Source organism: Paenibacillus sp. P13VS, from assembly GCF_015143645.1.
GTDB classification, from domain to species: domain Bacteria; phylum Bacillota; class Bacilli; order Paenibacillales; family Paenibacillaceae; genus Paenibacillus; species Paenibacillus xylanilyticus_A.
Window position 1 is genome coordinate 644846 of record NZ_WYEV01000002.1, and the last position, 22632, is coordinate 667477.

Sequence of the window (22632 nt, forward strand, 5' to 3'; positions counted from 1 at the left end):
GCTGCCTAGTATGTAAATCTAACGTTCAAAATTTGCGGATGAAGCGATATACGATCAGGCTGTGCATCATCAAACGCATATCGGGGTGAGAAGCAAGTTCAGGCCGCGGCTGCGGAATGTTTTTAAGCGCCAATTGTATCCGGTCGGTGTTTAATATGCCGGCTACACGACTATCAGAACATAGCGTCTGCACTTCTGCGGTAAAAGCACCCCAATCAGGGATCATCCGGTGCAGCCAATCCGCGGGCTGTATGCCGCGAACACGTTGGTTGAGTCTCACCTTATCAGGCAATTCAGGTGAAGTTGCACGCCGGATCAGGGAGCGATCTGTTCCCTTGCTGACATACTGTTCGATGGGCACCGACAGGCAAAACTGTATGACGCGGGCATCACTGGTGGGGTCACGCTCCCATGCCCGGTAACGCAAGGAACATTTGGTAGCTACTGCTCCATTCTTGTTTGCTATGGCCAGATTGTTGAATTTCTCGGCTCTTACTTTCAGCGCATCTGCTCTAGCGCCTCCCTGAAGCTTAACCAGTGATCCGAGTCGCTCCAGCACCCCGGTTCTGCTCGCAAATTCCGGATGTATAAGTTGGCTCGTCGCGACATTGGCAGCCCCCTTCGAGGCAGTATGGAAACGTTCCGGGTAGGCTTTTTGTGCGGTAATACGAGCAATTCTGGAAAATTTCATGCCGGTTCGCTGGGAATATTGCCTCATCTCCTGCAGCATGCGTAGCCAGCGGCCGCGTTTCATCAGACTGGCGTAATAGTCCAGTGCAGGCCCCCAGGAAATGGTGAAATTCCCCCTGGCTCCTGTAAGGAGCACACCTGCATCCTGCTGGCTTGCCTTTTCGTAAAACCCTCGGATCCAGAACGAATTTTCGAAATACTTATAAGGCATTTCCATCATGTCCAGCCAGGTATCGATCTCACTAAAAGGACTTCTGCCCTCAAAATCAAGATAGTTCTCCGATATATTCCCGATATGATCCACTGTGGAGCGAATGAAAGGTCGTTCATCAGCCAGCAGCGTTTTGGAAGTATAATCCGTGAAATCAGACACAGGCACGTAACTGTACGCATTCAGCCTCTTCCCCTGACTGCGCAGGGAGCCAGAAGCAAAGCCGACAACAGCACCGGAATCCAACCCACCGCTTAATGCAGCTGCTACCTGCCGATGGGTTCGTAAGCGGGCACTGACCGCCTGAGTGAATACATCGCGGAATGCTTCAACGTATTCCCCATCGGATTTGAGAAGCAGCGGCTCTACTTCGTCCCAGCGATGATACTGCTTCAGTTCCACTTGGAGATTGGCTGCTCGGAAGACCAGGGTATGAGCGGGAGGTAACTGGTTCACTCCACAATAAGCCGTCATGTGAATATCTGCCGAGCCATGCATTTCGGGGATGGCCAGAAATTCGGATAACCAGGTCTCATTCAAATCCTTGGTGACTCCGTCCAGATCAAGCAAAGGGCCAATCAGTGTGCAAAATGAGAAACGTTTGCCGTCATGCCGATAATACAACGTCCTCATGCCCGTGATATCCCTCGCTGCAAACAATGTCCGCTTACGGTCATCCCAGATTGCAAAAGCAAAGTCACCAATCAGCTTGCTGGCTGCCTGTTCACCCCATTGCTGATAGGCTCGCAAGATCAGTTCACTGTCCGAGAGGACGGACAACTGGCTTCTGGAGATGAATAACTGATCAGCGAGTTGCTCCCGGTTATCCAAAATAGCATCCGCGGTTATCGTGAGACCACTGACCTCATCAACCAAAGGCAGCTTCTCATGGACTGACTCGGGTGTGATCCACTGAGCATGACAACTCAGGAATGCCTGGTTCCCTTTCCAAACCCCGGTTGTATCTGCCGGAATATGTCCCAGGCTCGCGTACAGACGCCAGCTATCTTCCCAAAACGCTTCCTGACCATCGGTATGAACAATTCCCGCTATGGCACTCATGACTTTCCTCCCCGAAGGATCTTGCGCTGGGATGCCCACGCACTGATTTGATGACCAAATGGAATCCAGGATTTAATTCGCTGAAGCTTGCTATGAGCAGATGCCAGCTGCCTCTTCAATCGTTCCTGCTCACTGTATCCTCGCTCCAAGCGGTTATCTGCTGCACGAAGTGCTGCTTCCAATTGTCTGATTGTGGCAAGCGCAGCCAAGGTTGGATCTGTATCGGATTCCGTACGGTGGGCTGCTCCGTGCATCTCATCACTCGCCGTACTTATGGATGGGGATCCCTGTATGCTGTAATGCGGTTGCCATCTGCAACCCGTTGCTTCCATAAACTGATGGCCAAGTCGTTCAATGACTTCCTGATCCGGGGCTGCTTCATAACGAACTCCTGTCCATTGTTCCGCCTCTTGCAGCTGTTCAGAGTAACCCATACGATGGAACACGTCTGCCCCCAGAACACGGCAATATGTTTCGACTTCAGTTGTGTTTAGTATACTTTTCCAGTTGTTAACAGAATTTTTGTGTGCTTCTTGATGCGTGGACAAGAACGGGTCTCCGACCCCCATACTGTAGAACATGTTGGATTTCGAACTGTTTACATGAAGTCCATATTGCTCCATGCCCTCTTCATATCCAACGCCGAGAAACTCACACAACTTTTCAACTTCTTCTTTAGGCTTGGAGACCAGCTGTTCATAACGAAGCTCATGTGCATTTGCATGCTTTACTGCAAAATAATCATTTAAGCGAAGCAAGCCGAGCGTAAGATCAACGGCTTTCATATTCAGATGCGGGCTTTTTAGACTGCTGACCAGATCAAACCCTTCTCCTTGGTTACGATTAACTTTCTTGTAGGAAGCAGCGATGGAGAGTGGATTACGCTGAAGGTGGATACGCTTGGACTCTGGAAAAAGTCGATCCAGCCATTCGAGCATATAGTAATAACGCGGAGATTTATCGACAACGAAATCTGCTGCATTCCCCTGCAGAAATCCGTTATATATTTCAAGGGCAAAGCTCCTGCATGCCTTTTCATATACATCATCTGAGACCATGGAACTATAAAATTGACGAATAATGGGGCTTCCTCCGTAAGGACGAGCATCTGCTTTCGACAGATCCACCAGATTCATCAGAAACCACATTTCCTGGGTTGCAAATATGCGGCTGTGGTTCTGCAGCATGACGGTGGATAGTGAGCTTCCACTACGAGGGACACAGAGCAATAAGACAAGTCCGTTACCTTGAACATCTACCACCGGCATCCCCTCCTCTGTCCGAATATAATGAGCATGCAGTTGGTCATCGAATTCTCATCCTTTTTTCTGAAGAAACAGAAGATGTACAAATCCAATTCTATGATGTTTCGACATCTTTCAGATACGTTGTGTATTCATAGTTTTACTCTATGATACAAAATGTATCATGTCAATCTTTTATTTTCACTTTTTCATAATTTCCTTTTCCGTTCACTCTTCACCCTCCACCGACAACCCAGCACTCCATACTTATTCCACTGTCCCTACGAAATATGACTGTGCACAAACATGAAAAAACTCCGAATCTGTTTCTGATAAACAGTTCCGGAGCAGCTATTTTTTTATTATTTCTTTTCAAAAAAAGGTTCTGTTTTATTGATCCACTATGCCTTAGCGTTCACTCCAGGAGAAGGGGCAATGGATTCCAAAATACGGTTGTCTTCCCGATCTGCCTCAAGTGCGTCGTTCATGCCTTGCTTCACCTTAACTGTCATTAGAACAGCCATGCCTGCAAGGAAGAAAAAGAGCAGGGAAAGAATGCCCCACCTGCTTGAACCTGTAATCTGGCCCACCCAGCCAAAAACAAACGGACCAAAAATGGATGAAAATTTGCCGGTGATGTTAACAAAGCCAAAATACTCCCCTGTTCTGCCTGAGGGCATCAGGTTGCTAAACAATGAACGGGCAGTCGATTGACTGATACCTTGCACTACACCAACGAGACCGGCAAGCAAGTAGAAATGGATGGCTTCTGTCATGAAATATCCCAGGATGACAATAAACACATAGATGGACAGACTCAACATCAATATCTGCTTCGCTCCCCATCGCTGTGCCCATGCGCCAAGCAGCAAGGTGCATGGGAAACCGATAAATTGGGTGAGCAGCAGCGCAAGCATCAGATCCGCTGTCCCGATGCCAATACTTGTGCCATAGATCGTCGCCATTAGAATGATCGTATTGATCCCGTCATTAAAAAACCAAAAAGCCACCAGCATTCGAATCAGCTGGGGAAAACGAAGCATTTGGCGAAAGGTTTGGCGCAATCTTCGTATTCCTACTTCTGCGTACCCCTTCCACGATCCAGGCATATCCGGTGCCGCAGGGCGGCGGGGAGCATGACGAAATAGCGGAATGGAGAATAACAGCCACCAGAGCGCTACAGAGATAAAGGCAAGTCGGGTACCTGCCAGCGTACTTCCCATCCCGAACCAACCAGGCTGCTGAATCATGAGCATGTTGACTGCCAGCAGTAATCCACCGCCAATGTAACCATACGCATACCCTTTGGATGAAATCATATCCCTGCGTTCCGCAGACACCAGATCAGGCAGCATTGCATCATAGAAAGTATTCCCGCCAGCAAATCCAATGGTCGAGATCACAAGCAAGGCGGAGGCCAGCAGCCAGTCCCCTTCTCCAACCGTACTGAAGCCAAGTGTTGCAATCATGCCCGTGATAGCAAAGACGCGTAGAAAATCCCCTTTGCGGCCAGACAGATCCGACAACGCTCCCAGCAGCGGGGTTAACAAGGCCACACATAACATCCCGATCGAGTGCGTATAGGCCAGATATGATGCTGCTGTGCCTTCATCCAGTGTTGCCGCAGCTACCGAAGCATAGAAGACCGGAAGAACGGCGGCCAGTACTGTGGTCGCGTATGCAGAATTGGCCCAGTCGTACATAATCCAAGCTTTAACGGCCCGTTTATCCAAGTAGAATCCTTCCTTTTCATGCATTCCTGAGAGAATGCCAATTCAATGCCTGTCCCTATTTTAAAGGAAGTTTGTCATACTTGTTCATCGTTTCTGTAAAAAGTTCGAGCTGCATCAGGCATTTTGAGCGGTGTTCCAAATTGCGGTCGCGTAAATTGTATCATTTTATCTCCACTCGCATCACATATCGTCACCGCCGGTGAATATACTTAATTACCGACAGGCCAAACTGTGCCGCGTAATCAATGGGGGGTGCCTACATGTCAAATTCACACCAGCCTTACTCGTTCGTCGTATCCCGGGAAGATTGGTCGCTTCACCGCAAAGGGTACCAGGACCAGCAGCGCCATCAGCAAAAGGTTAAGGATGTCATTAAGCAAAATCTGCCGGATCTGATTACGGAAGAAAACATTATCATGTCCGATGGACAACAAATCATCAAGGTACCGATCCGCAGTCTGGATGAGTACCGTTTTGTGTATAACTACCAAAAGCAAAAACATGTCGGTCAAGGCGACGGTGACAGTCAGGTCGGAGATGTCATCGGTCGTGATCCTGCCTCACAAAAACCGGGCAAAGGCGAAAAAGCCGGAGATCAGCCTGGTCATGATATCGTAGAAGCCGAAGTCAGCATCGAAGAATTGGAAGATATGCTGTTCTCTGAACTTGAGCTTCCGGATCTGAAGCAGAAAGACAAGGATCAGATTGAAACACATACCGTGGTATTCAATGATATCCGCAAAAAAGGCATGCAGTCCAACATTGACAAGAAACGGACCATTCTTGAAAACCTCCGGCGCAATGCCACAACCGGGAATCCGGGTATTCATCATATCAGTCCGGATGATCTGCGTTACAAGACATGGGAAGACAAAATTATTCCGCAGTCCAACGCCGTCATCATTGCCATGATGGATACTTCCGGGTCCATGGGTTCTTTTGAAAAGTACTGCGCTCGCAGCTTCTTCTTCTGGATGACCCGTTTTCTTCGCCGCCAGTACGAGAAGGTTGAAATTGTATTTCTGGCCCATCACACCGAAGCCAAAGAAGTAACGGAAGAAGAATTTTTCACACGCGGCGAGAGCGGAGGAACGATCTGCTCCTCTGTATATATGAAGGCTCTTGATATTATCGATCGGCGTTACCCTCCTTCCAGCTACAACATCTATCCGTTTCATTTCTCAGATGGGGATAACCTCACCTCGGATAACGAACGCTGCGTGAAACTGATTGGTGAGCTAATGAAGCGCAGCAACATGTTTGGATATGGAGAGGTCAATCAATATAACCGCAGCAGTACATTAATGTCGGCTTATCGACATATTAAGATGGATCAGTTTATGTACTATGTGATCAAAGAAAAAGGCGAAGTGTACAAAGCTTTGCGCAGCTTTTTCCAGAAACGGGAAGGAGGCAGCGTAAGATGACAGATGAAATCCGCGACCTAGAATACGCCATTGCCGAGATTATGGAGATTGCCGATGGATTCGGCCTGGATTATTATCCGATGCGTTATGAGATCTGCCCGTCAGACATCATCTATACCTTCGGAGCCTACGGGATGCCAACCCGGTTCAGTCACTGGAGCTTTGGGAAAACCTTTCACAAAATGAAGATGCAGTATGATTTTGGCCTCAGTAAAATTTATGAGCTTGTCATTAACTCCAACCCTTGCTATGCCTTCCTGCTGGATGGCAATTCCCTGATTCAGAACAAATTGATCGTGGCCCACGTGCTCGCACACTGTGATTTCTTCAAAAACAATGCCCGTTTCTCCAAATCGAACCGCAATATGGTCGAAAGCATGGCCGCCACGGCGGACCGGATCAGCAACTACGAAATGGAGTACGGAACCGAAGCTGTTGAGTCATTCATCGATGCCGTGATCGCCATTCAGGAACATGTAGATCCTCAACTCATCAAACCCCGTCATTTGGACAAACAACGTTATATGGAGATGAAAATGCGGGAGCAGCGTGGTGAAAAGGCCCCACGTCCAGAAGGACGATATGACGACTTATGGTCGCTTGATGATATGCAGAAAGAGGAAGCCCCATCCGAAGGAATTCAGGTTCATCACTTCCCGCCCGAGCCGGAAAAGGACATCATGTGGTTTATTCAGGAGTTCTCGGAAGTGCTGACGGATTGGCAGCGGGATATCATGAGTATGATGCGTGAAGAGATGCTGTACTTCTGGCCTCAGATGGAAACCAAGATCATGAACGAAGGCTGGGCTTCCTACTGGCATCAACGCATTGTACGCGAGCTCGACCTGAGTAGTGAAGACACGATCGAATTTGCCAAGCTGAATTCTTCCGTGGTTCAGCCCTCCAAACAAAGTTTGAATCCGTATTATCTGGGGCTGAAAATCTTTGAAGATATTGAACGCCGCTGGGATCACCCCTCCAGGGAAGAGCAGGAGCGCTTTGGCCGCAAACCCGGTCAGGGCCGTGCCAAAATGTTTGAGGTTCGCGAATTCGATTCCGACACCTCCTTCATCCGAAATTACATGACGAAGCAGCTGACTGAAGATCTGGATCTCTATGTATTCGAGAAAAAAGGCCCGGACTGGAAAATCACCGACAAGTCCTGGGAAAACATACGCGATCAACTTGTATTCTCTCGTATTAACGGAGGCTCTCCGTATCTGGTCGTTCAGGATGCCGATTACCTGCGGACTGGTGAACTTGTGCTGAAGCATCAGTATGAAGGGATTGAGCTGGACCTGAAGTATATGGAGCGCACCCTCCCTTATCTGTACCGGCTCTGGGGGCGAACGGTCCATCTGGAAACCCGGGTTGAGGATAAACCGATCTGGTTTACCTATGACGGCAAGAAGCACCATAGGAAATTTATGTAAGTTTCTTCTATATAAATGCGTACCCAAAAAAAGCGGCAAGTCCCTGGCAGATGGCGGGGACTTGCCGCTTGGCATGTCTGAACAAATTTACTTATCCAAGAACGATGGGATTTCCCGGCAGGCGCAGCGGAACAAAGAAATCATGCTCCACTTCACTTGCTGGCAGAGGACGGCTGAAGTAGTATCCCTGAATTTCCCGGCAGTCATTCTGCATCAGGATATCGAGTTGTCCTTTGGTCTCAATGCCTTCGGCAATAACGTCCATCTTCAGATTCTGTGCCATGGTGATAATCGTCGCTACAATGGCCTGGTCACTCTGATTCTCGGTGATGTCTGTAACAAACGAACGGTCAATCTTCAGCTTATGAATCGGAAAATGCTTCAGGTAACTCAGCGAGCTGTATCCTGTACCGAAATCATCCAGGCTTATCTTGACTCCGAGGGAAGTAAGCTGATTCAGTATGCCCGTTGAGACTGAAGCATCCATCATCATGCTTTCCGTAATTTCAAGTTCCAGGTAGCGAGCTTCCAGCCCTGTTTCCTCCAGAGCAAGCTGAACCTGCTCCACGAGGTTGGACTGATGAAATTGCTGGCTGGACAGGTTTACCGATACCGGAATCAACGGACCGCCGCTAGCATGCCATTCTTTCATCTGCCTGCAAGCTTCCCGCAGCGTCCAGTTCCCAATGTCATAAATGATACCCGTTTCCTCTGCAATGGGAATGAACACGTTTGGTGACAAAATCCCCTTGTGTGGATGCTTCCAGCGAATCAGGGCTTCCACACCGATCATCCGGCTATCTGCTGTGCGAATCTGCGGCTGGTAATACAGGAGCAATTCATTGCGTTCGAGCGCTTTGCGCAGGTATCCCTCCAGCTCAATACGCTCATACAATTCCGAATCAAGTTGTGTAGTATAAAACTGAAATCCGTTTTTGCCATTTTTTTTGACTTCATACATGGCTGTGTCCGCATGCTTCAACAGGGTATCCACTTCCGTTCCATGCTCCGGGTACATGGCAATACCGATACTTGCTGTAACGTAAAAATCATTCTCTTTTAACCGGTACGGCAATTGGATGGCTTCAACAATTTGTTCCGCCAGGCTCGTTACACGCTCCTCATTCCCCTGTTCATTCATGACGACCAGTGTGAATTCGTCACCACCCATTCGGGCCAGCATCACGTTACCCATCCCTTTAGGATCGGATGCACGGATTGCCTTAAGAATTCGGTCGCTGACTTCCCTAAGAAAAACATCTCCAATGGAATGGCCCAGCGAATCATTGATCATTTTGAAACGGTCAATATCCATCACCATCACGGCAAACGCATGATTGGATATTTCGGAAGCTGCAATTGTTTCAGCCAGCACCTCATCCAGTTTACGTCTGTTCGGCAGGCCAGTAAGCGGATCATGTGTGGCCTGATGACGAATCATCTCCTGAGCCTGCTTCTCCTCGGTAATATCCTTGATTAGAATATGGCTGCCAACATCGGTACCTTCGATCAAAACAGGTACAACGCTAATGCTTAAATCCAGATGCTGCCCATCCATCCCTTTCATACTTGCCGTATAATAACGCTGTTCAAGGCTTGCACCCGATAAATCCACACTTTGAAGCTCATCGGAACTCCAGTGGATATCAATATGCTTCGATATTTCATCCAGAGAGCGATGAATGACTAATCGCTCCGGATATCCAGTAATCCGCGTAACTGCAGCATTTAATCCTTTGACAATTCCCTCATTGTTTACCGATATAATGGCGTCTGAATGGTTCTCATACAGAGCTTGATACCACTGCTCATTTTCACGAATTCGTTGATCCTTTATGGACATTCGTTGATTGATATATATGCCAAAGAGTGTCAGTCCAAGGGTAAGGAACGTACCTGCTGCAACCAGGTATGCCAGTAGCCCCGGTTCAATCTGCATCATGGAATTTACCATCTGGGCATGCGAATGCTGATGAAATTGCGCAGCGGACATCCCTGTGTAATGCATACCTGTGATTCCCAGCCCCATAATGAGCCCACTGCCCAATTTGTAAACCCAAGTGAACCGTGTCCGGTGCTGGCTCAAATAAAACATAAGCCATAGTGCTGCAAAGGAGGCACCTGCTGCGATGAGTACAGAAGCAAGCACGATATCTGCCTCATAACTGATTGGAACCGACATGGCAGCCATACCCACATAATGCATACTGGTGATACCAGCAGTCATGAGCAGACCGGCAGCAACAATCTGGCGCACATTGCCCGATTTCCGGCCTGCAATGTGTAACGCAATCCCTGATGCAGCAACTGCGAGCAGAACGGACAGAACAACTTTGTCCATGGAATAGGAGACATGCATGGGAAGAACAAAAGCCAGCATGCCCACAAAATGCATGGACCAGATGCCAAGTCCCATGGACATGGCACCGCTGGCAAGCCATACCCTTCTGGATATTCCTTTCGCCAAGCTTACCCGGCCAGCAAGGTCAAGTGCAGCATATGATGCTAGAGCAGCAATAATGTAAGATAAAACAACCAGTTCCAAGTTATACGTTCCATGTAGATGTTCCACTCTGTCTTTCCTTTCAACCGGGAAGTATCTTGTATGTAGGCATAATGTAAAAAAGAAGGCAGTGCACTGTCCGGGTGACAGGCACTCCCTTCGTTTCATTTAGACTCGTGACCACCAGCTTCCACAGCACAGCAGCCATACATCAGAAACCCGTTAATAGTGATGTATATAGTCTAAACGTCCTAGTGACGAAAATCAACACTTATTTCCAGTATTAAGGAACATGAATATACGTTGTTAAACTTTAAAAAATGAAGCGATTTTAACATGAAGATTCCTTACGGCATCTATGTATTCTGCTCTCGTTTTACATGCCCAATAAGCACAGCCATCAGCTGTGCTTAATTCGTGGAGTGTTACCCTTTTGCAGGTGCAGTGGTCTGCCGGACAACCAGATTGGAAGGCTCCGTAATTACCGGCGGTGAATAATCGGGATTTTCAATCATTGCAATCAGATACTCAATCGACTTGATGCCGATCGAATAGATGTTTTGATTAATCGTGGTTAACCCCGGCTTAAATACCTGAGCGTAATACGTATTGTCAAAGCCAACGACTGAAATGTCTTCAGGTACGCTTAGACCGTGTTTCTCAATCTCATGAATCGCACCGAATGCGGCCATGTCTGAAGCGCAGACGATCCCTGTTGGTTGATCCTTCAATGCCAGCAATCGCCGTGCAGCCTTACCCCCCTCTTCAAAGGAGTAATCACATACTTCCAGATACACGGTTGAATACGGAATACCGCACTCACGTAATCCTTCACGGTAGCCTTCCAACCGAAGATTGGCTACGGCGGGGCCAAGTGTACCCGAGATATAGGCAATCTTGCGATGACCCAACTCATGCAGATGCTTAACACTCATTGCAATCGCATTGGAGTTATCCGTAGTAATATATCCGGCACGTTTGCCAAACAAATCCGTGTCAATAAACATGGTCGGAATCTCGGCTTGAACCAATTCCTCGATACTTTTGTTGTCTCTTCCTTCTCCGAACACAACAACGCCATCCACATTTCGGCTGCGGCAATGTTTGATAAACGAGTATCCCGGATCGTCGAACCGTGTGGACAAACGGACCAGATCATAACCGCTATTCTCCAGTGCTGTCTTGATCCCTTCCAGCAATTCCGAAACAAATGGATTGGTAAAAGGAACTGTGAGCAGCACCCCTACCGTCCATGAACGGCGTTTTACAAGTCCGCGTGCCACTACATTCGGTTGATATTTCAATAGTTCAATGGCTATATTGACTTTTTTGCGAGTTTTGTCACTTACATCGGGATAATCGTTCAGCACTTTGGAAACGGTTGCAACAGATACGCCCGCTTCTTTGGCCACATCATGGATAGAAGCCACCTGATCACCTCAACCTCTTTCAAATCCCCTGTCTCCGGCTGCATTTACTATGACATTCGGCAGGTTTGTCTACCCATTATAGCTTAAAACAGCCAGAAACGGTATCGCAGGATCTTGGGTTGCTAACAGCCTATTCTTGCCTGTCCAGTTTTCTCAGATCCAGTGCGAGTTTTTCCATCGTGGTTGCAAATACCGCAAGTTCCTCCGAACGTGAAGCTTGGCGTCTCGCTCCTTGAGATGTGTGCTGCGACTCTTGCTGTACACTTCCAAGCTTCCTCATAATCTGTTCAAGATTGGCCTGGATCTTTCCCTGCGCCTCACGGGAATTGGCGGCAAGCTTCCGGACTTCACTTGCAACAACCTCGAACCCCCGGCCAAATTCACCTGCATGTGCAGCTTCAATGGCTGCATTCAAGCCGACCAGATGACTTTGCTCCGAAATTTCACGAATGAGTTCTCCCATCTTGCCGATCTGATGGATCTCATCTGTTAAGGCCTCCAGCAATTCATGGGCTTGATCCTGCGAGGCAGCGGTTTCTCTCGCGACGTCCGAAATAGCCTGGGCATTCTCGTTCAATTCACAGATCATTCCCGTAAGTTGCTGAGTAATCTGCGTAATGGCCGTCAAAGTATGCTCTTGTTCTGCAGCAAGCTGGTGCAGCTTTTCCTTTTCCTTCTTCTCATAAGCTTCAAGGACAAGCTGGGCGTCGAGATTAAACATTTTGCTCAGCGCCTGAATCACACGATGCCAGGAATCAGGGATGACTTGCTGAAAGATGCTTGTTGCAATATCGAGATAAACCATATATGTCCCCAGATAATAATCTTCAGATAACCCAATGCGTGAATGTACCAATCCAATCGCAATACGTTGTTCAATATATGCCTCATCTACTATGCCATCCGTCATGGACAGCCAGTACATTTGCTGCGTTTCTTTCAGCCGTTCAATGGAAGAAAACCGTGTAATCATCTCTGCGAGTTCAGGATAACCTCCGACATGATTATAGAAGTGATCCACCACGTCATGTACAACCTTCTGAAATACCGGCCTGTGGTCGGCAAGCAATTGCAGATCCCCTCTGGTGAGTCCAATATAATCGAGTTGCTTTTGTCTTGCTGCAGTAATACTCATAACTAGTTCCGTCAACTCCTTAATAACTACTAAAAAACACCAATTTGTAAAATTACTGTACCGATTATAGACTAAATGACCTAAATTTACATATACCATTAGAACTAATTTGTCATGAATTTGACTTCTGGTGTCAGTTTTTTCGTAAATTCCATCCACTGTTCATGCAAAAAGACTCCTTCACCTGCCGTGAAGGAGCCTCACAGCAGGCATCAGGAGCCTGATCCGGAATGGTGTTGAACCTGTTAGCGATTCAGGAGACTGCCTACATAACGCAGCAATTCATTTGCGCTGGCTGCCGTATATCCATGTTCTTCAATTAGGCGTTTGATAACCTCGTTCATCCGTTTCAATTGTGTAGCATCTGGTGTTTTGGTTGAAGTTGTAATCTTGACGATGTCTTTCAGGTCTGCGAACAGCTTCTTCTCAATCGCTTCCCGCAGTCGGTCGTGGCTGCTGTATTCAAACTTGCGCTCTTTGCGGGAATATGCTGAAATTCGGATCAGAATCTCTTCCCGGAATGCTTTTTTCGCATTTTCGGATATGCCGATCTGCTCCTCAATCGAACGCATTAAGCGCTCATCCGGATCCATCTCCTCATCGGTTAACGGATCACGGATTTTGGACCAGTTGCAGAAGGCCTCGATGTTATCGAGGTAATTTTCGAACAGCGTTTTGGCAGACTCTTCAAACGAATACACAAATGCTTTTTGCACTTCCTTTTTGGCCAGTTCATCATATTCTTTACGCGCCAGGGCAATAAAGTTCAGGTAGCGCTCGCGTTCTTCTTTGGTAATGGAAGCATGCTGATCCAGACCGTCCTTGATTGCCCGCAAAATATCCAACGCGTTAATGCACTGAAGGTTTTGCTTAATCAAAGCACTGGATATCCGGTTGATGACATAACGTGGGTCGATGCCGGACATACCCTCATCCAGATACTCATTTTGCATTTCACGCAGATCGGCTTCCTTGTAACCCTCCACTTCCTCACCATCATACATCCGCATCTTTTTGACGAGATCCATGCCTTGTTTTTTCGTTTCCTTCAGGCGGGTAAGTATGGAGAAAATGGCTGCAGTCCGCAGCGCGTGCGGTGCAATATGAACATGTTTCATGTCACTTTGCTGAATGAGCTTTCCATAAATCTTCTCTTCTTCGGAGACCTTCAGATTATATGGAATAGGCATCACGATCATCCGGGATTGCAGGGCTTCATTCTTTTTATTCGAAATAAACGATTTGTACTCAGACTCATTGGTATGAGCAACGATCATCTCATCGGCACTGATCAAGGCAAACCGGCCTGCTTTGAAATTGCCCTCCTGCGTGAGCGATAAGAGGTTCCACAGAAACTTTTCATCACATTTCAACATCTCCTGGAACTCCATCAATCCACGATTCGCCTTGTTTAACTCCCCGTCAAAACGATACGCACGCGGGTCGGATTCGGAACCAAACTCGGTAATGGTCGAGAAGTCGATACTGCCCGTGAGATCTGCGATATCCTGGGACTTCGGATCGGACGGACTGAATGTCCCGATCCCTATTCGGTTGTCCTCGGAGATGATAACCCGTTCAACCTTGACGCGGCTGATATCCCCGCCATATTCGGTGCGAAGTCTCATTTGGCAGGAAGGGCACAGGTTGCCCTCAATACGGACACCAATCTCTTTTTCCACTTCGGGACGAAGCTCCAGAGGGATTAAGTGCAGGGGTTCCTCATGCATCGGGCATCCTTCAATGGCGTAAACGGCACCCTTTTCCGTCCGCGAGAACTGTTCAAGACCGCGCTTCAGCAAAGTGACGAGTGTCGACTTCCCTCCACTTACCGGACCCATAAGGAGCAAGATCCGCTTCCGTACATCCAGACGGCGTGCTGCTGAATGGAAATATTCCTCAACCAGCTTCTCAATGGAGCGATCCAGTCCAAAAATCTCCTGTTCAAAAAACTTATACCGTTTATGCCCCCCGACTTCCTCCACGCCAAACGATTCAATCATCTGATACACTCGTGCGTGAGCCGTCATTGCCGGAGTCGGGTCCTCTCTCAGCAGAGCAATATAATCTTCAAATGTTCCATTCCAAGACAAACGGTCACTCTCTGCCCGATATTCCGCAACGCGTTCAAAAATATTCATGCTTGGTACCTCCCATGGCTCCTTTAGTGTGATTGTCAACCATTCCGAATGGTATGAAGAAATCAATAGAATTGCAGCTCCTGCTTGAATACCAATCTGCGGTCCGGATTAGTCCCGCCACCCTCTGTCCAAACGTCTTGTATTGTTGTGAAAAGTGTATTACATACCTATGCGGCAAATCGGATAAGTTGACCTCTTTTTTTCAATTCATAATTCATAATTTCAGCTTTTCCCTGTTCTATCAGACATCTTGTGCCCTCAGAAAAAAATGCACGGTTATGATATAATTAAGGTTCTAAATTCAGGAAACCGGACAACGTCCCGCCATGGACAACTTCTTGGGAAAGGAGGAGGAATGATGGCAGTACAATACGAGACCGAGTTATATTCGCCACTCAAAGCCTTTTTTGAAAAACAGGGATTCCTGATCAAGGCTGAAGTCAGACATTGCGACCTCGTCGGAGTCAGATCTGATCAAGACGAGCCCCTTATTGTGGAGATGAAAAAAACCTTCAATCTTTCGCTGCTGCTTCAGGGGATGCAGAGGCTAAAACTCAGTCCATTCGTTTATCTGGCTGTAGAGCGCAATCGGAGCAAGCGCGGGGCTGTTAACCAGCGCTGGAGCGAACTCACAGCACTGTGCCACCAGCTTGGGCTTGGCCTGATTACGGTGACGTTCTATAAGACCAAGTCACCATTCATTGATGTGCTGTGTGAGCCTGCGGCATTGAACCGTACAAACCGGATTCCTTCCCGTAAAGGTGGGGTAAGACGTCAACGGCTGCTGAGGGAATTCGAAGAACGCAGCGGAGACTATAACACGGGCGGCAGTACCCGCAGGCAGCTGGTAACCGCATACCGGGAGAAGGCGCTGCGTGTCGCCTCTGCCCTGCGAACCCAAGGTGAAGCTTCTCCTGCCGTACTCGCAAGAGAAACCGGAGTCGGATCGGCTGCAGCCATTTTGCAGAAAAATTACTATGGGTGGTTCGAACGATTGTCTCGCGGTAAATACGTACTTACGATCAAAGGGGCACAAGCCCTGACCGAGCATTCTCATATGCTGGAAGACCATGATACGTTGGAGCATGATTTAATGGTGCCAGGGAGTCTGGACTCCTCCGAGGATTTTATTGTGGAAGAGCTAGGAAAAATTGCGGAGGCAACTCAGCAGTATCGGGTACTCCAAGACGCAGCTTCTGGCCAATTGTCCAAAAATAAATAAACAGTTAAATAAATCAAGATCAATGTTTCAGCAATCATGATGCATACAAAAGAGCCTGTCATCTCGGAGGAGATGACAGGCTCTTTCTAAATAATTCTATATCATAGCGATTAGAAGCTTGCTGCTACTTCAGTTGCCAATTTCAGGCCAGCATCCACGATCTCTTGGGAACGATCAGGTGAAGCGTTGTGACCTTCAACGATAACGAGCTCAGGGTTTTGGATACCCCAGAAGTTCAGTACGTTTGTTACATATTTTACGGACATTTCAGCAGATGCCATTGGCTCAACGGAGTAAACGCCGCCACGTGCATTCAGCAATGCCACTTTTTTGTCGCCAACCAAACCTACAGGGCCTTCAGCTGTGTATTTGAACATTTTGCCAGCTTGGCTCAGGTAGGAAATGTAGTTTACCAGTGGTGCAGGAACAGTGAAGTTCCACAGTGGGAATGCAAATACTACTTTGTCAGCTGCCAGGAATTGATCTTGCAATTGTGCTGCGAGTGCAGCAGCTTGCTGCTCTTCAGCAGTTGCTTCGATACCGTTAGCTGCTTTATATCCACCTGTAATTACAGTGTTACCGTAGTAAGGGATATCTGTATTGTAGAGATCCAACTCAGTGATGGTGTCACCTGGGTGAGATTCTTTGTATGCGCTCAAAAATGCATCGTACAATTTTACGCTGACTGCTTGATCCGCAGGACGGTCGTTTGCTTTTACAAATAGAATGTTGGACATGTTCGTTCCCCCGTTAATTAAAATATATGAGTGTTTCTCCTGAAATCGCGTTGAATACAACATATATAAAGAAAACAACAACTCATTAATACATATTATATATAAAAATGTTAGTGGATGCAATAAGGTAATTACTTTGGGTTATGAACTCTTTTTATTTGTTCAACAAAATTTCATCTATTTACTTAGGAATTGCAGATCTCACTTTCTTTTGAAGAAAGCCCACTCTCGCTCTCTGTATCATGCTGCTAATTGCGAGCAGTGAATTCTGAGATGGCTTCACTGATCAGGTTCATGCCCAGCAGCAGCTCGTCGCGTCCAGGATGACTGAAATTCAATCGAATGTGGCGGTGATCCTGGACACCCGTGGAGCAGAGAGAACCTGGCAGAAAGGACACACCTTTGGAAAGTGCCACTTTGAGCAGTGCTCCGCTATCCAACCCCTCGGGAAGTTGAATCCACAGATACATGCCTCCTTTGGGAATGGTATATTGAACCCCTTTCCATCCAGGCCTTTTGAGCAGCTCAAGCATCAGCTTAAGTCTGATTTTGTACTCCCGGTTTAGCATGGAGAGATGGTCACTCCATTTAAATGGAGACTGGGCGAGCAGCTGATATAATAACCGCTGATTCATTGGACTGGACTGTCCATCTGCAATCCGCTTGACTGAAGCCATGGCTTGTATCAAGGCAGGATGTCCTGCGGCCCAGCCCGTGCGCAGTGCAGGTGCAACCGTTTTGCTGAACGAACCAATATATAGTACATGCCCGCCTTGATCAGCAGTATCTAGCGCAAATAACGAAGGAAACCTGCGATAGAAGTCTGCCGTCTCCAGACCGTCGAAGTGGAGCTCTCCATACGAGTCATCCTCAACAAGCAAAACCCCGTAACGAGAGCACAGATCAAGCACAGCCTCTCTCCGTTCCATGGACCACAGCACGCCCGTCGGATTCGAGAAGCTTGGCGCAGCAAAAAGCAGCTTCGGTCTAAGCTGCTGCATGTGGTGCTCCAATAGATCTGGCAATATGCCGTCTGAATCGCCAAGGACAGGCACAATTTTGGCCCCTTGCATTTCCAAAACTTCAAGACAACCCGGAGAGGTAGGGTGTTCTACCAATACGGAATCCCCTGGCTCCAGCAGCAGACGCATCACCAAATCAATTGCCTGCTGGGTTCCTGTGGTTAATAAAATCTGTTCTGGCACTGTACGTATGTCTTTTCGGATATTCCAGTCGGTGTCCAGCCACTCTCTCAGAGGCCTGTAGCCTGCTGGCTCACCATACTGAAGAGCAGATGGCCCAGAACTGAATACAGATACGGCTGCTTCTTCCAGCAGCTTGAACGGAAATAATTCCTCTGCAGGTAACTCTTCGGCCAGCGAAATGAAATAATCCCGGCCAGACATTTCACGAATATCCCGGAGTGGTGAAGACAACAGCCTGTTTGTACGGGAGGCGAAGAAATATTTCATCGGTCCGTTCCCCTTTCATCAATTCCGAACTGTGCTCGCAGTCCACAACCACTTCAACCTATTCCTGCTGAGCGCCGAATATGACGATTGGACCCGCCTCCTGATTCAAATCCTGCACCTTTATAAATGAAGAACGGTTATCAGGATAGCGTCTTGGCCTGTCTCGCATATAAGGCATAGCGTTCAATAGCTTGTGCGCGGCTGCTTACATCCAGCTTCACATAGATTTTGCGCAGATAGTTATCAATGGAACGTCGGCTGACGTTAATCTCACTGGCTATTTTATCATAGGTTACGCCCTGAACAATTCTTTCCATGATAAAAGTTTCGGTTTCTGTCAGTTCCACCAGAAATTCTTCTCCCGGAGAGTCAGTCGGCTGAGCCCATTCCGTGCTTGTAAGCCAGGAAATTGGAATGGATACGCATCCCTCCCGCAGCCCGGAGATAAGGTGAATCAGCTGGCTAGGGGAAGCCTGCTTCGACAGCATGCCGCTTGCACCAAGACCCATAAGATGACGAAACAACTTCACATTGTCTTCATCAGTCAAAATAATAACATGACTATGCACGGATGCATTCTTCATCTGAGTAATATATGGATCTGCTTGCCCTTCAGGAAGCCGATAGTCCATCAAAATAAGATCGGGTTGATGTATCTTCACCAATTCTAGTCCTTCTGTACCTGTTGAGGTCATTCCCCGTACAAGTAAATCCTGCTGCTCTTCCAATATCAATTTGGTACCCAGCATGCTGGTGGGGTGGATATCTACGATGACCACCTGCCATACTTTTTTCATGATTGTTCCCCCTGGTTATGTATTGGACAAATACTTTTCTACTTTTTTGCCTTGATTCTATCACCATACTTGCGACAGTCCACGTATAGAAGAAGCAAAGTCGAATGATGTCGAAATATGATGAATAAATGGATGAACAGCCATACAACTGCTTTATTTCACCAAAACTGCATCATGACATTGCAATATATATGCCTCACTCATGCAAAATATAGTATAATTTTCCTGTATCTCTAGCTAAAAAGGTCGAAAACCCTGCCCAAAGTTCCTACTTATTGCATCTATAAGAAATTGTATCCTAGGACTTCCATCCGATGCAATCTCTTTTTATCCTATTACTTAAAGAATTTCATTTTTGCGTAATCAATAGTGGCATGATAGAATGAGGATTGGTATTTTTTAAACTATTTATAACCAGGAGTGATGATATGAAACCTTCTGCTCAACCTTCTGACATCCATCACACCCGGAGCGCCAAAGGCAAGGCCGGATCTTCAGTCAAGCTTTTTCTGGTCATGTGGATTGTTCTCATTGCACTGGGAGTTGTGGGAACCTACTACTATAGTAACCATCTTCAGAAGCAGATGCTTAGTCAGATTCAGGCCCATAATCAGCAGCAGATTGCCGCGCTAAAAGCGGACTATGAAAATCAGCTAACAACGATATCGAAGGAAGTAGCCGACCTGCAGGGACAAGTTCAATCCTTCAACGAGCTGCTGACGTTTACTAAGGATAATGCAAGCGACAAAACGGATAACAGCAATAAATTGTACACCCAGCTGAGCGAAGTCAAAAAGCAACTGGAAACCCTCCAGAAAAAGATGGACCTGCTCAAATGATTACACCCGTAAAACAGGTTAATCGTTTTTTTATGCTTGCACTTGCTCCTTTTATTGGATTGATCATCTGTTTGCTGCTGTTTCGCCCCCCGCTTGAACCCGGGGATTTGATTCATTCCGGACTGTCAGAGGAAACGATTACTCCCCAGACCCAGGCTATACGCCAGGAGCTTGCTGGGGCCAAGGAAGCTGCCGTTCAAACTTCTTCTTCTATTAAAAGAACGACAGAGCTGTATAATCGTACGACCAGTACGATGTCTACCATTGTTCAATCGGCGTCGGTACAAGCCGCACGTCCAGAAACGATATACAACCAGCGTATTTCGTCCAAGCTCGGCGTTCCCATTGAACGGGTTAACAGTGACCGGCTTACGATTGAACTCTATCGAGTGAACCCTGGCACATATAAGGGTTACGCAATGAAAGTTAAACTGAAGGACCCTACGGCCATGAAAATGGCCATGAGCAGTGAACCTGGAAAGGCCGAGACAACCATGCAGGCCGTTAAGCGAAATGGCGCAATCGCCGGAATTAATGCAGGCGGATTCGCGGATAGCGGTGGCAAACGATACCCGCTCAGCACAACGGTCATGGACGGTAAATATGTGAACGGCTTCCAAGCCAGTTTCAAGGATCTGTTTTTTGTAGGACTTAACGATACGGGCAAACTGGTAGGCGGCAAATTTTTTGATAAAAACTCCCTGGACCGCCTCAAACCACAGTTCGGTGCAACTTTTGTACCTGTCCTGCTTCAGAATGGCAAGAAAACAGCCATTCCTGCTAAGTGGAAGGTTTCGCCCAAGAGGGCTCCACGTACCGTAATTGGCAATTACAAGGATGATCAGCTGCTTATTATCGTCGTGGATGGATATAACGAAAGCGGAAGCTCTGGTGCGACTCTAGAAGAGCTTCAGGGTCGTCTATACAAACTTGGCGTAGTGGATGCCTACAATCTGGATGGCGGCGGCTCCTCCTCGCTAATCCTGAACAATCGGGTTGTGAACAATCCATCAGACGGCAATCTCAGACCTGTACCTACTCACTTTTTATTTTACAAATGATTCTGTATAGGCATTCCTTTTCTTCCTTTATTGGTTATAATAGAAGAAAGTGCTAAATGTACAGGAGGTGGCAAGTGTATGTCGTTCTCATTGACATTCTGGATTATTGCAATTGTACTTGCTTTGTTCATGACAGGCATTTTCACTGCAGCCTACAACAACGACAAAACCAAGGGCCTTTAATGGCCAAGCCTCTCCTTGTGAGAGGCTTTTTTATTGTGTTCATATACCAAGAGACAAGGCTTAAAAGAATGCTGTAATTCTTCTAAGCCTTGTCTCTCGGGGTACAGCACTGACATCGTTGAAGCTATTTGTGATGATACAACTGACGTAGTCATCCTCTCGCATCAAGAGCTAACCACCCGTTCATGGCGAATAGGCAATGGGATATCTTGTGGAACCTGTCTGCAAACTGAACCACCCTCCACCAATGTAACGTAGATTCGTTCATGATCCACCGGTTCTCCGGCAATAATTTTGATTAACTGCTCCGCTGCAAGGGAACCCCATTTCCTTTTGGAATAGTCAATGGTGACCAGCCTTGGTTGAACATATTTGCTCAGTTCAATGTTGTCAAAACCGATGACATCAATATCCCGGCCAATCTGCAGCTCACTTTCGGCCAAGCGATTACACAGACCAATAGCCATCTCGTCATTGAGACAGAATACCGCAGCCGGTCTCGTATACTCTTGAATAATTAACTCAGCGGCCTGCTCTCCGCCACTTTTCTCAAAGTCTCCTACAATCTCGATCCATTCCACATTTGCTTCCCGCTCGGTTACTTGTCTTACCGCTTTCATCCGTTGTGCCGAGTCAAATGAACCCTCCGGACCAGTTACGACATATATCTTCGTATGTCCCTGCTCGATCAGATGTTCCATCGCCAGTGTAGCTCCTGCCTTGTTATCCAGCAGTACCTGATTGATATTCGGATGATGAAGCTCTCGGTCCAGAACGACAATTTTATGTCCCCGATCGGCATATTGCAGCAGCTCCTCGCTGGCAAACGTATGATCGAGTATAACCGCCCCATCAATCATTCGCTCCGGAAGCATCCGGTGGGACTGTTTGCCACTGCAGACAATCAAGTCATAGCCCTGAGCGTTGCAAACTGTCTTCATTCCACTAAGCAAATCCCCGTATACATCTCCGCTAAAGTCTGTCAGAAATACACCGAGAATTTTGGACTCCCTTTTCTTCAACGTACGAGCGGCAGCGTTCGGAACATAGTTCAGCTCTTTGGCAATGGCCAAAATTTTGGAGCTGGTCTCATCTGTCACTTTATTGCTGCCATTCAGCGCATAAGACACGGTGGAGATTGAAACCCCCGCCTTTTTGGCGATATCCTTGATACTGACCACAATCTTCGCTCCCCTGTTATTTCATCAGGCCCTCCGGGCTGGAGGACCTGACTTCTTGAATAGTTGGTAAACGGACTAACCCTTATCTGATACACTCCGGTTACAGAATCATCTTTCGATCCCTGTTACCC

General features: G+C 47.4%; 16 protein-coding genes. 5 read left to right on the plus strand and 11 right to left on the minus strand.

Features of this window, described 5'->3' with window-relative positions:
* Nucleotides 1–25 precede the first annotated feature (25 nt).
* From GUA98_RS04045 to GUA98_RS04055, 3 genes are all read right to left on the minus strand, one after another.
* Nucleotides 26–1963 (minus strand): asparagine synthase-related protein, encoded by a 1938-nt coding sequence (locus tag GUA98_RS04045; RefSeq protein ID WP_193722114.1) that lies wholly within the window; start codon nt 1961–1963, stop codon nt 26–28.
* Nucleotides 1960–3231: a sulfotransferase family protein gene (locus GUA98_RS04050; protein WP_227779366.1), complete on the minus strand. Its 1272-nt coding sequence runs from the start codon at nt 3229–3231 to the stop codon at nt 1960–1962. Before GUA98_RS04050 ends, GUA98_RS04045 begins: the two co-directional genes overlap by 4 nt.
* A gap of 377 nt (nt 3232–3608) precedes the next feature.
* Entirely contained in the window at nt 3609–4940 is a 1332-nt protein-coding gene (locus GUA98_RS04055; RefSeq protein ID WP_193722116.1) for an MFS transporter, read from the minus strand.
* 260 nt (nt 4941–5200) lie between these two features.
* On the opposite strand from GUA98_RS04055, the gene yhbH reads away from it, so the two are divergent.
* Entirely contained in the window at nt 5201–6367 is a 1167-nt protein-coding gene (yhbH, locus tag GUA98_RS04060) for a sporulation protein YhbH (RefSeq protein WP_095288248.1), read from the plus strand.
* A complete protein-coding gene (locus GUA98_RS04065; protein ID WP_153977734.1) occupies nt 6364–7800 on the plus strand; it encodes a SpoVR family protein in 1437 nt (478 codons plus the stop codon). Before yhbH ends, GUA98_RS04065 begins: the two co-directional genes overlap by 4 nt.
* Before the next feature lie 91 nt (nt 7801–7891).
* Here GUA98_RS04065 and GUA98_RS04070 read toward each other — a convergent pair whose 3' ends face one another.
* The 4 genes from GUA98_RS04070 to GUA98_RS04085 all read right to left on the minus strand — a co-directional run bounded on the left by GUA98_RS04070 (nt 7892) and on the right by GUA98_RS04085 (nt 15009).
* A complete protein-coding gene (locus GUA98_RS04070) occupies nt 7892–10372 on the minus strand; it encodes an EAL domain-containing protein (RefSeq protein ID WP_193722117.1) in 2481 nt (826 codons plus the stop codon).
* 356 nt (nt 10373–10728) lie between these two features.
* Nucleotides 10729–11733: a LacI family DNA-binding transcriptional regulator gene (locus tag GUA98_RS04075; protein WP_193722118.1), complete on the minus strand. Its 1005-nt coding sequence runs from the start codon at nt 11731–11733 to the stop codon at nt 10729–10731.
* Between the two features lie 130 nt (nt 11734–11863).
* On the minus strand, nt 11864–12868 hold the full coding sequence (locus tag GUA98_RS04080) for a globin-coupled sensor protein (RefSeq protein WP_193722119.1): 1005 nt from the start codon (nt 12866–12868) through the stop codon (nt 11864–11866).
* Between the two features lie 245 nt (nt 12869–13113).
* Nucleotides 13114–15009, minus strand: coding sequence for a PrkA family serine protein kinase (locus GUA98_RS04085; protein WP_095288253.1), 1896 nt, complete (start codon nt 15007–15009; stop codon nt 13114–13116).
* Between the two features lie 358 nt (nt 15010–15367).
* Here GUA98_RS04085 and GUA98_RS04090 point away from each other — a divergent pair, with 358 nt between their 5' ends.
* The gene (locus tag GUA98_RS04090; RefSeq protein ID WP_193722120.1) at nt 15368–16231 is read left to right on the plus strand and encodes a DUF2161 domain-containing phosphodiesterase; all 864 of its coding nucleotides are present in this window, start codon (nt 15368–15370) and stop codon (nt 16229–16231) included.
* Between the two features lie 110 nt (nt 16232–16341).
* On the opposite strand, the gene GUA98_RS04095 is transcribed toward GUA98_RS04090, so the two are convergent.
* From GUA98_RS04095 to GUA98_RS04105, 3 genes are all read right to left on the minus strand, one after another.
* Nucleotides 16342–17031 carry an FMN-dependent NADH-azoreductase gene (locus GUA98_RS04095; protein WP_397332082.1) on the minus strand — a complete coding sequence of 230 codons (690 nt, stop codon included), beginning with the start codon at nt 17029–17031 and terminating at the stop codon, nt 16342–16344.
* A gap of 185 nt (nt 17032–17216) precedes the next feature.
* Nucleotides 17217–18440, minus strand: coding sequence for a PLP-dependent aminotransferase family protein (locus GUA98_RS04100; RefSeq protein WP_193722121.1), 1224 nt, complete (start codon nt 18438–18440; stop codon nt 17217–17219).
* A 140-nt stretch (nt 18441–18580) separates the two neighbouring features.
* On the minus strand, nt 18581–19237 hold the full coding sequence (locus GUA98_RS04105) for a response regulator transcription factor (RefSeq protein WP_153977729.1): 657 nt from the start codon (nt 19235–19237) through the stop codon (nt 18581–18583).
* A 428-nt stretch (nt 19238–19665) separates the two neighbouring features.
* Between GUA98_RS04105 and GUA98_RS04110 the strand changes: the two genes are divergently transcribed.
* Both GUA98_RS04110 and GUA98_RS04115 read left to right on the plus strand, forming a co-directional pair.
* On the plus strand, nt 19666–20076 hold the full coding sequence (locus GUA98_RS04110) for a uroporphyrinogen-III C-methyltransferase (RefSeq protein WP_095359067.1): 411 nt from the start codon (nt 19666–19668) through the stop codon (nt 20074–20076).
* Complete coding sequence (locus GUA98_RS04115) at nt 20073–21137, plus strand: phosphodiester glycosidase family protein (protein ID WP_193722122.1); 1065 nt, start codon at nt 20073–20075, stop codon at nt 21135–21137. Before GUA98_RS04110 ends, GUA98_RS04115 begins: the two co-directional genes overlap by 4 nt.
* Before the next feature lie 347 nt (nt 21138–21484).
* Here the strand turns inward: GUA98_RS04115 and GUA98_RS04120 are convergent, their stop codons facing one another.
* Nucleotides 21485–22501, minus strand: coding sequence for a LacI family DNA-binding transcriptional regulator (locus GUA98_RS04120; protein WP_095359069.1), 1017 nt, complete (start codon nt 22499–22501; stop codon nt 21485–21487).
* Between the last annotated feature and the right edge of the window lie 131 nt (nt 22502–22632).

Coding starts and splice junctions, on each gene's coding strand:
- GUA98_RS04095 (WP_397332082.1), bottom strand. CDS start 17,031: ATGTTGTATTCAACGCGATTTCAGGAGAAACACTCATATATTTTAATT.
- GUA98_RS04085 (WP_095288253.1), bottom strand. CDS start 15,009: ATGAATATTTTTGAACGCGTTGCGGAATATCGGGCAGAGAGTGACCGT.
- GUA98_RS04080 (WP_193722119.1), bottom strand. CDS start 12,868: ATGAGTATTACTGCAGCAAGACAAAAGCAACTCGATTATATTGGACTC.
- GUA98_RS04100 (WP_193722121.1), bottom strand. CDS start 18,440: ATGAAATATTTCTTCGCCTCCCGTACAAACAGGCTGTTGTCTTCACCA.
- yhbH (WP_095288248.1), top strand. CDS start 5,201: ATGTCAAATTCACACCAGCCTTACTCGTTCGTCGTATCCCGGGAAGAT.
- GUA98_RS04065 (WP_153977734.1), top strand. CDS start 6,364: ATGACAGATGAAATCCGCGACCTAGAATACGCCATTGCCGAGATTATG.
- GUA98_RS04115 (WP_193722122.1), top strand. CDS start 20,073: ATGATTACACCCGTAAAACAGGTTAATCGTTTTTTTATGCTTGCACTT.
- GUA98_RS04045 (WP_193722114.1), bottom strand. CDS start 1,963: ATGAGTGCCATAGCGGGAATTGTTCATACCGATGGTCAGGAAGCGTTT.
- GUA98_RS04090 (WP_193722120.1), top strand. CDS start 15,368: ATGGCAGTACAATACGAGACCGAGTTATATTCGCCACTCAAAGCCTTT.
- GUA98_RS04050 (WP_227779366.1), bottom strand. CDS start 3,231: ATGCCGGTGGTAGATGTTCAAGGTAACGGACTTGTCTTATTGCTCTGT.
- GUA98_RS04110 (WP_095359067.1), top strand. CDS start 19,666: ATGAAACCTTCTGCTCAACCTTCTGACATCCATCACACCCGGAGCGCC.
- GUA98_RS04105 (WP_153977729.1), bottom strand. CDS start 19,237: ATGAAAAAAGTATGGCAGGTGGTCATCGTAGATATCCACCCCACCAGC.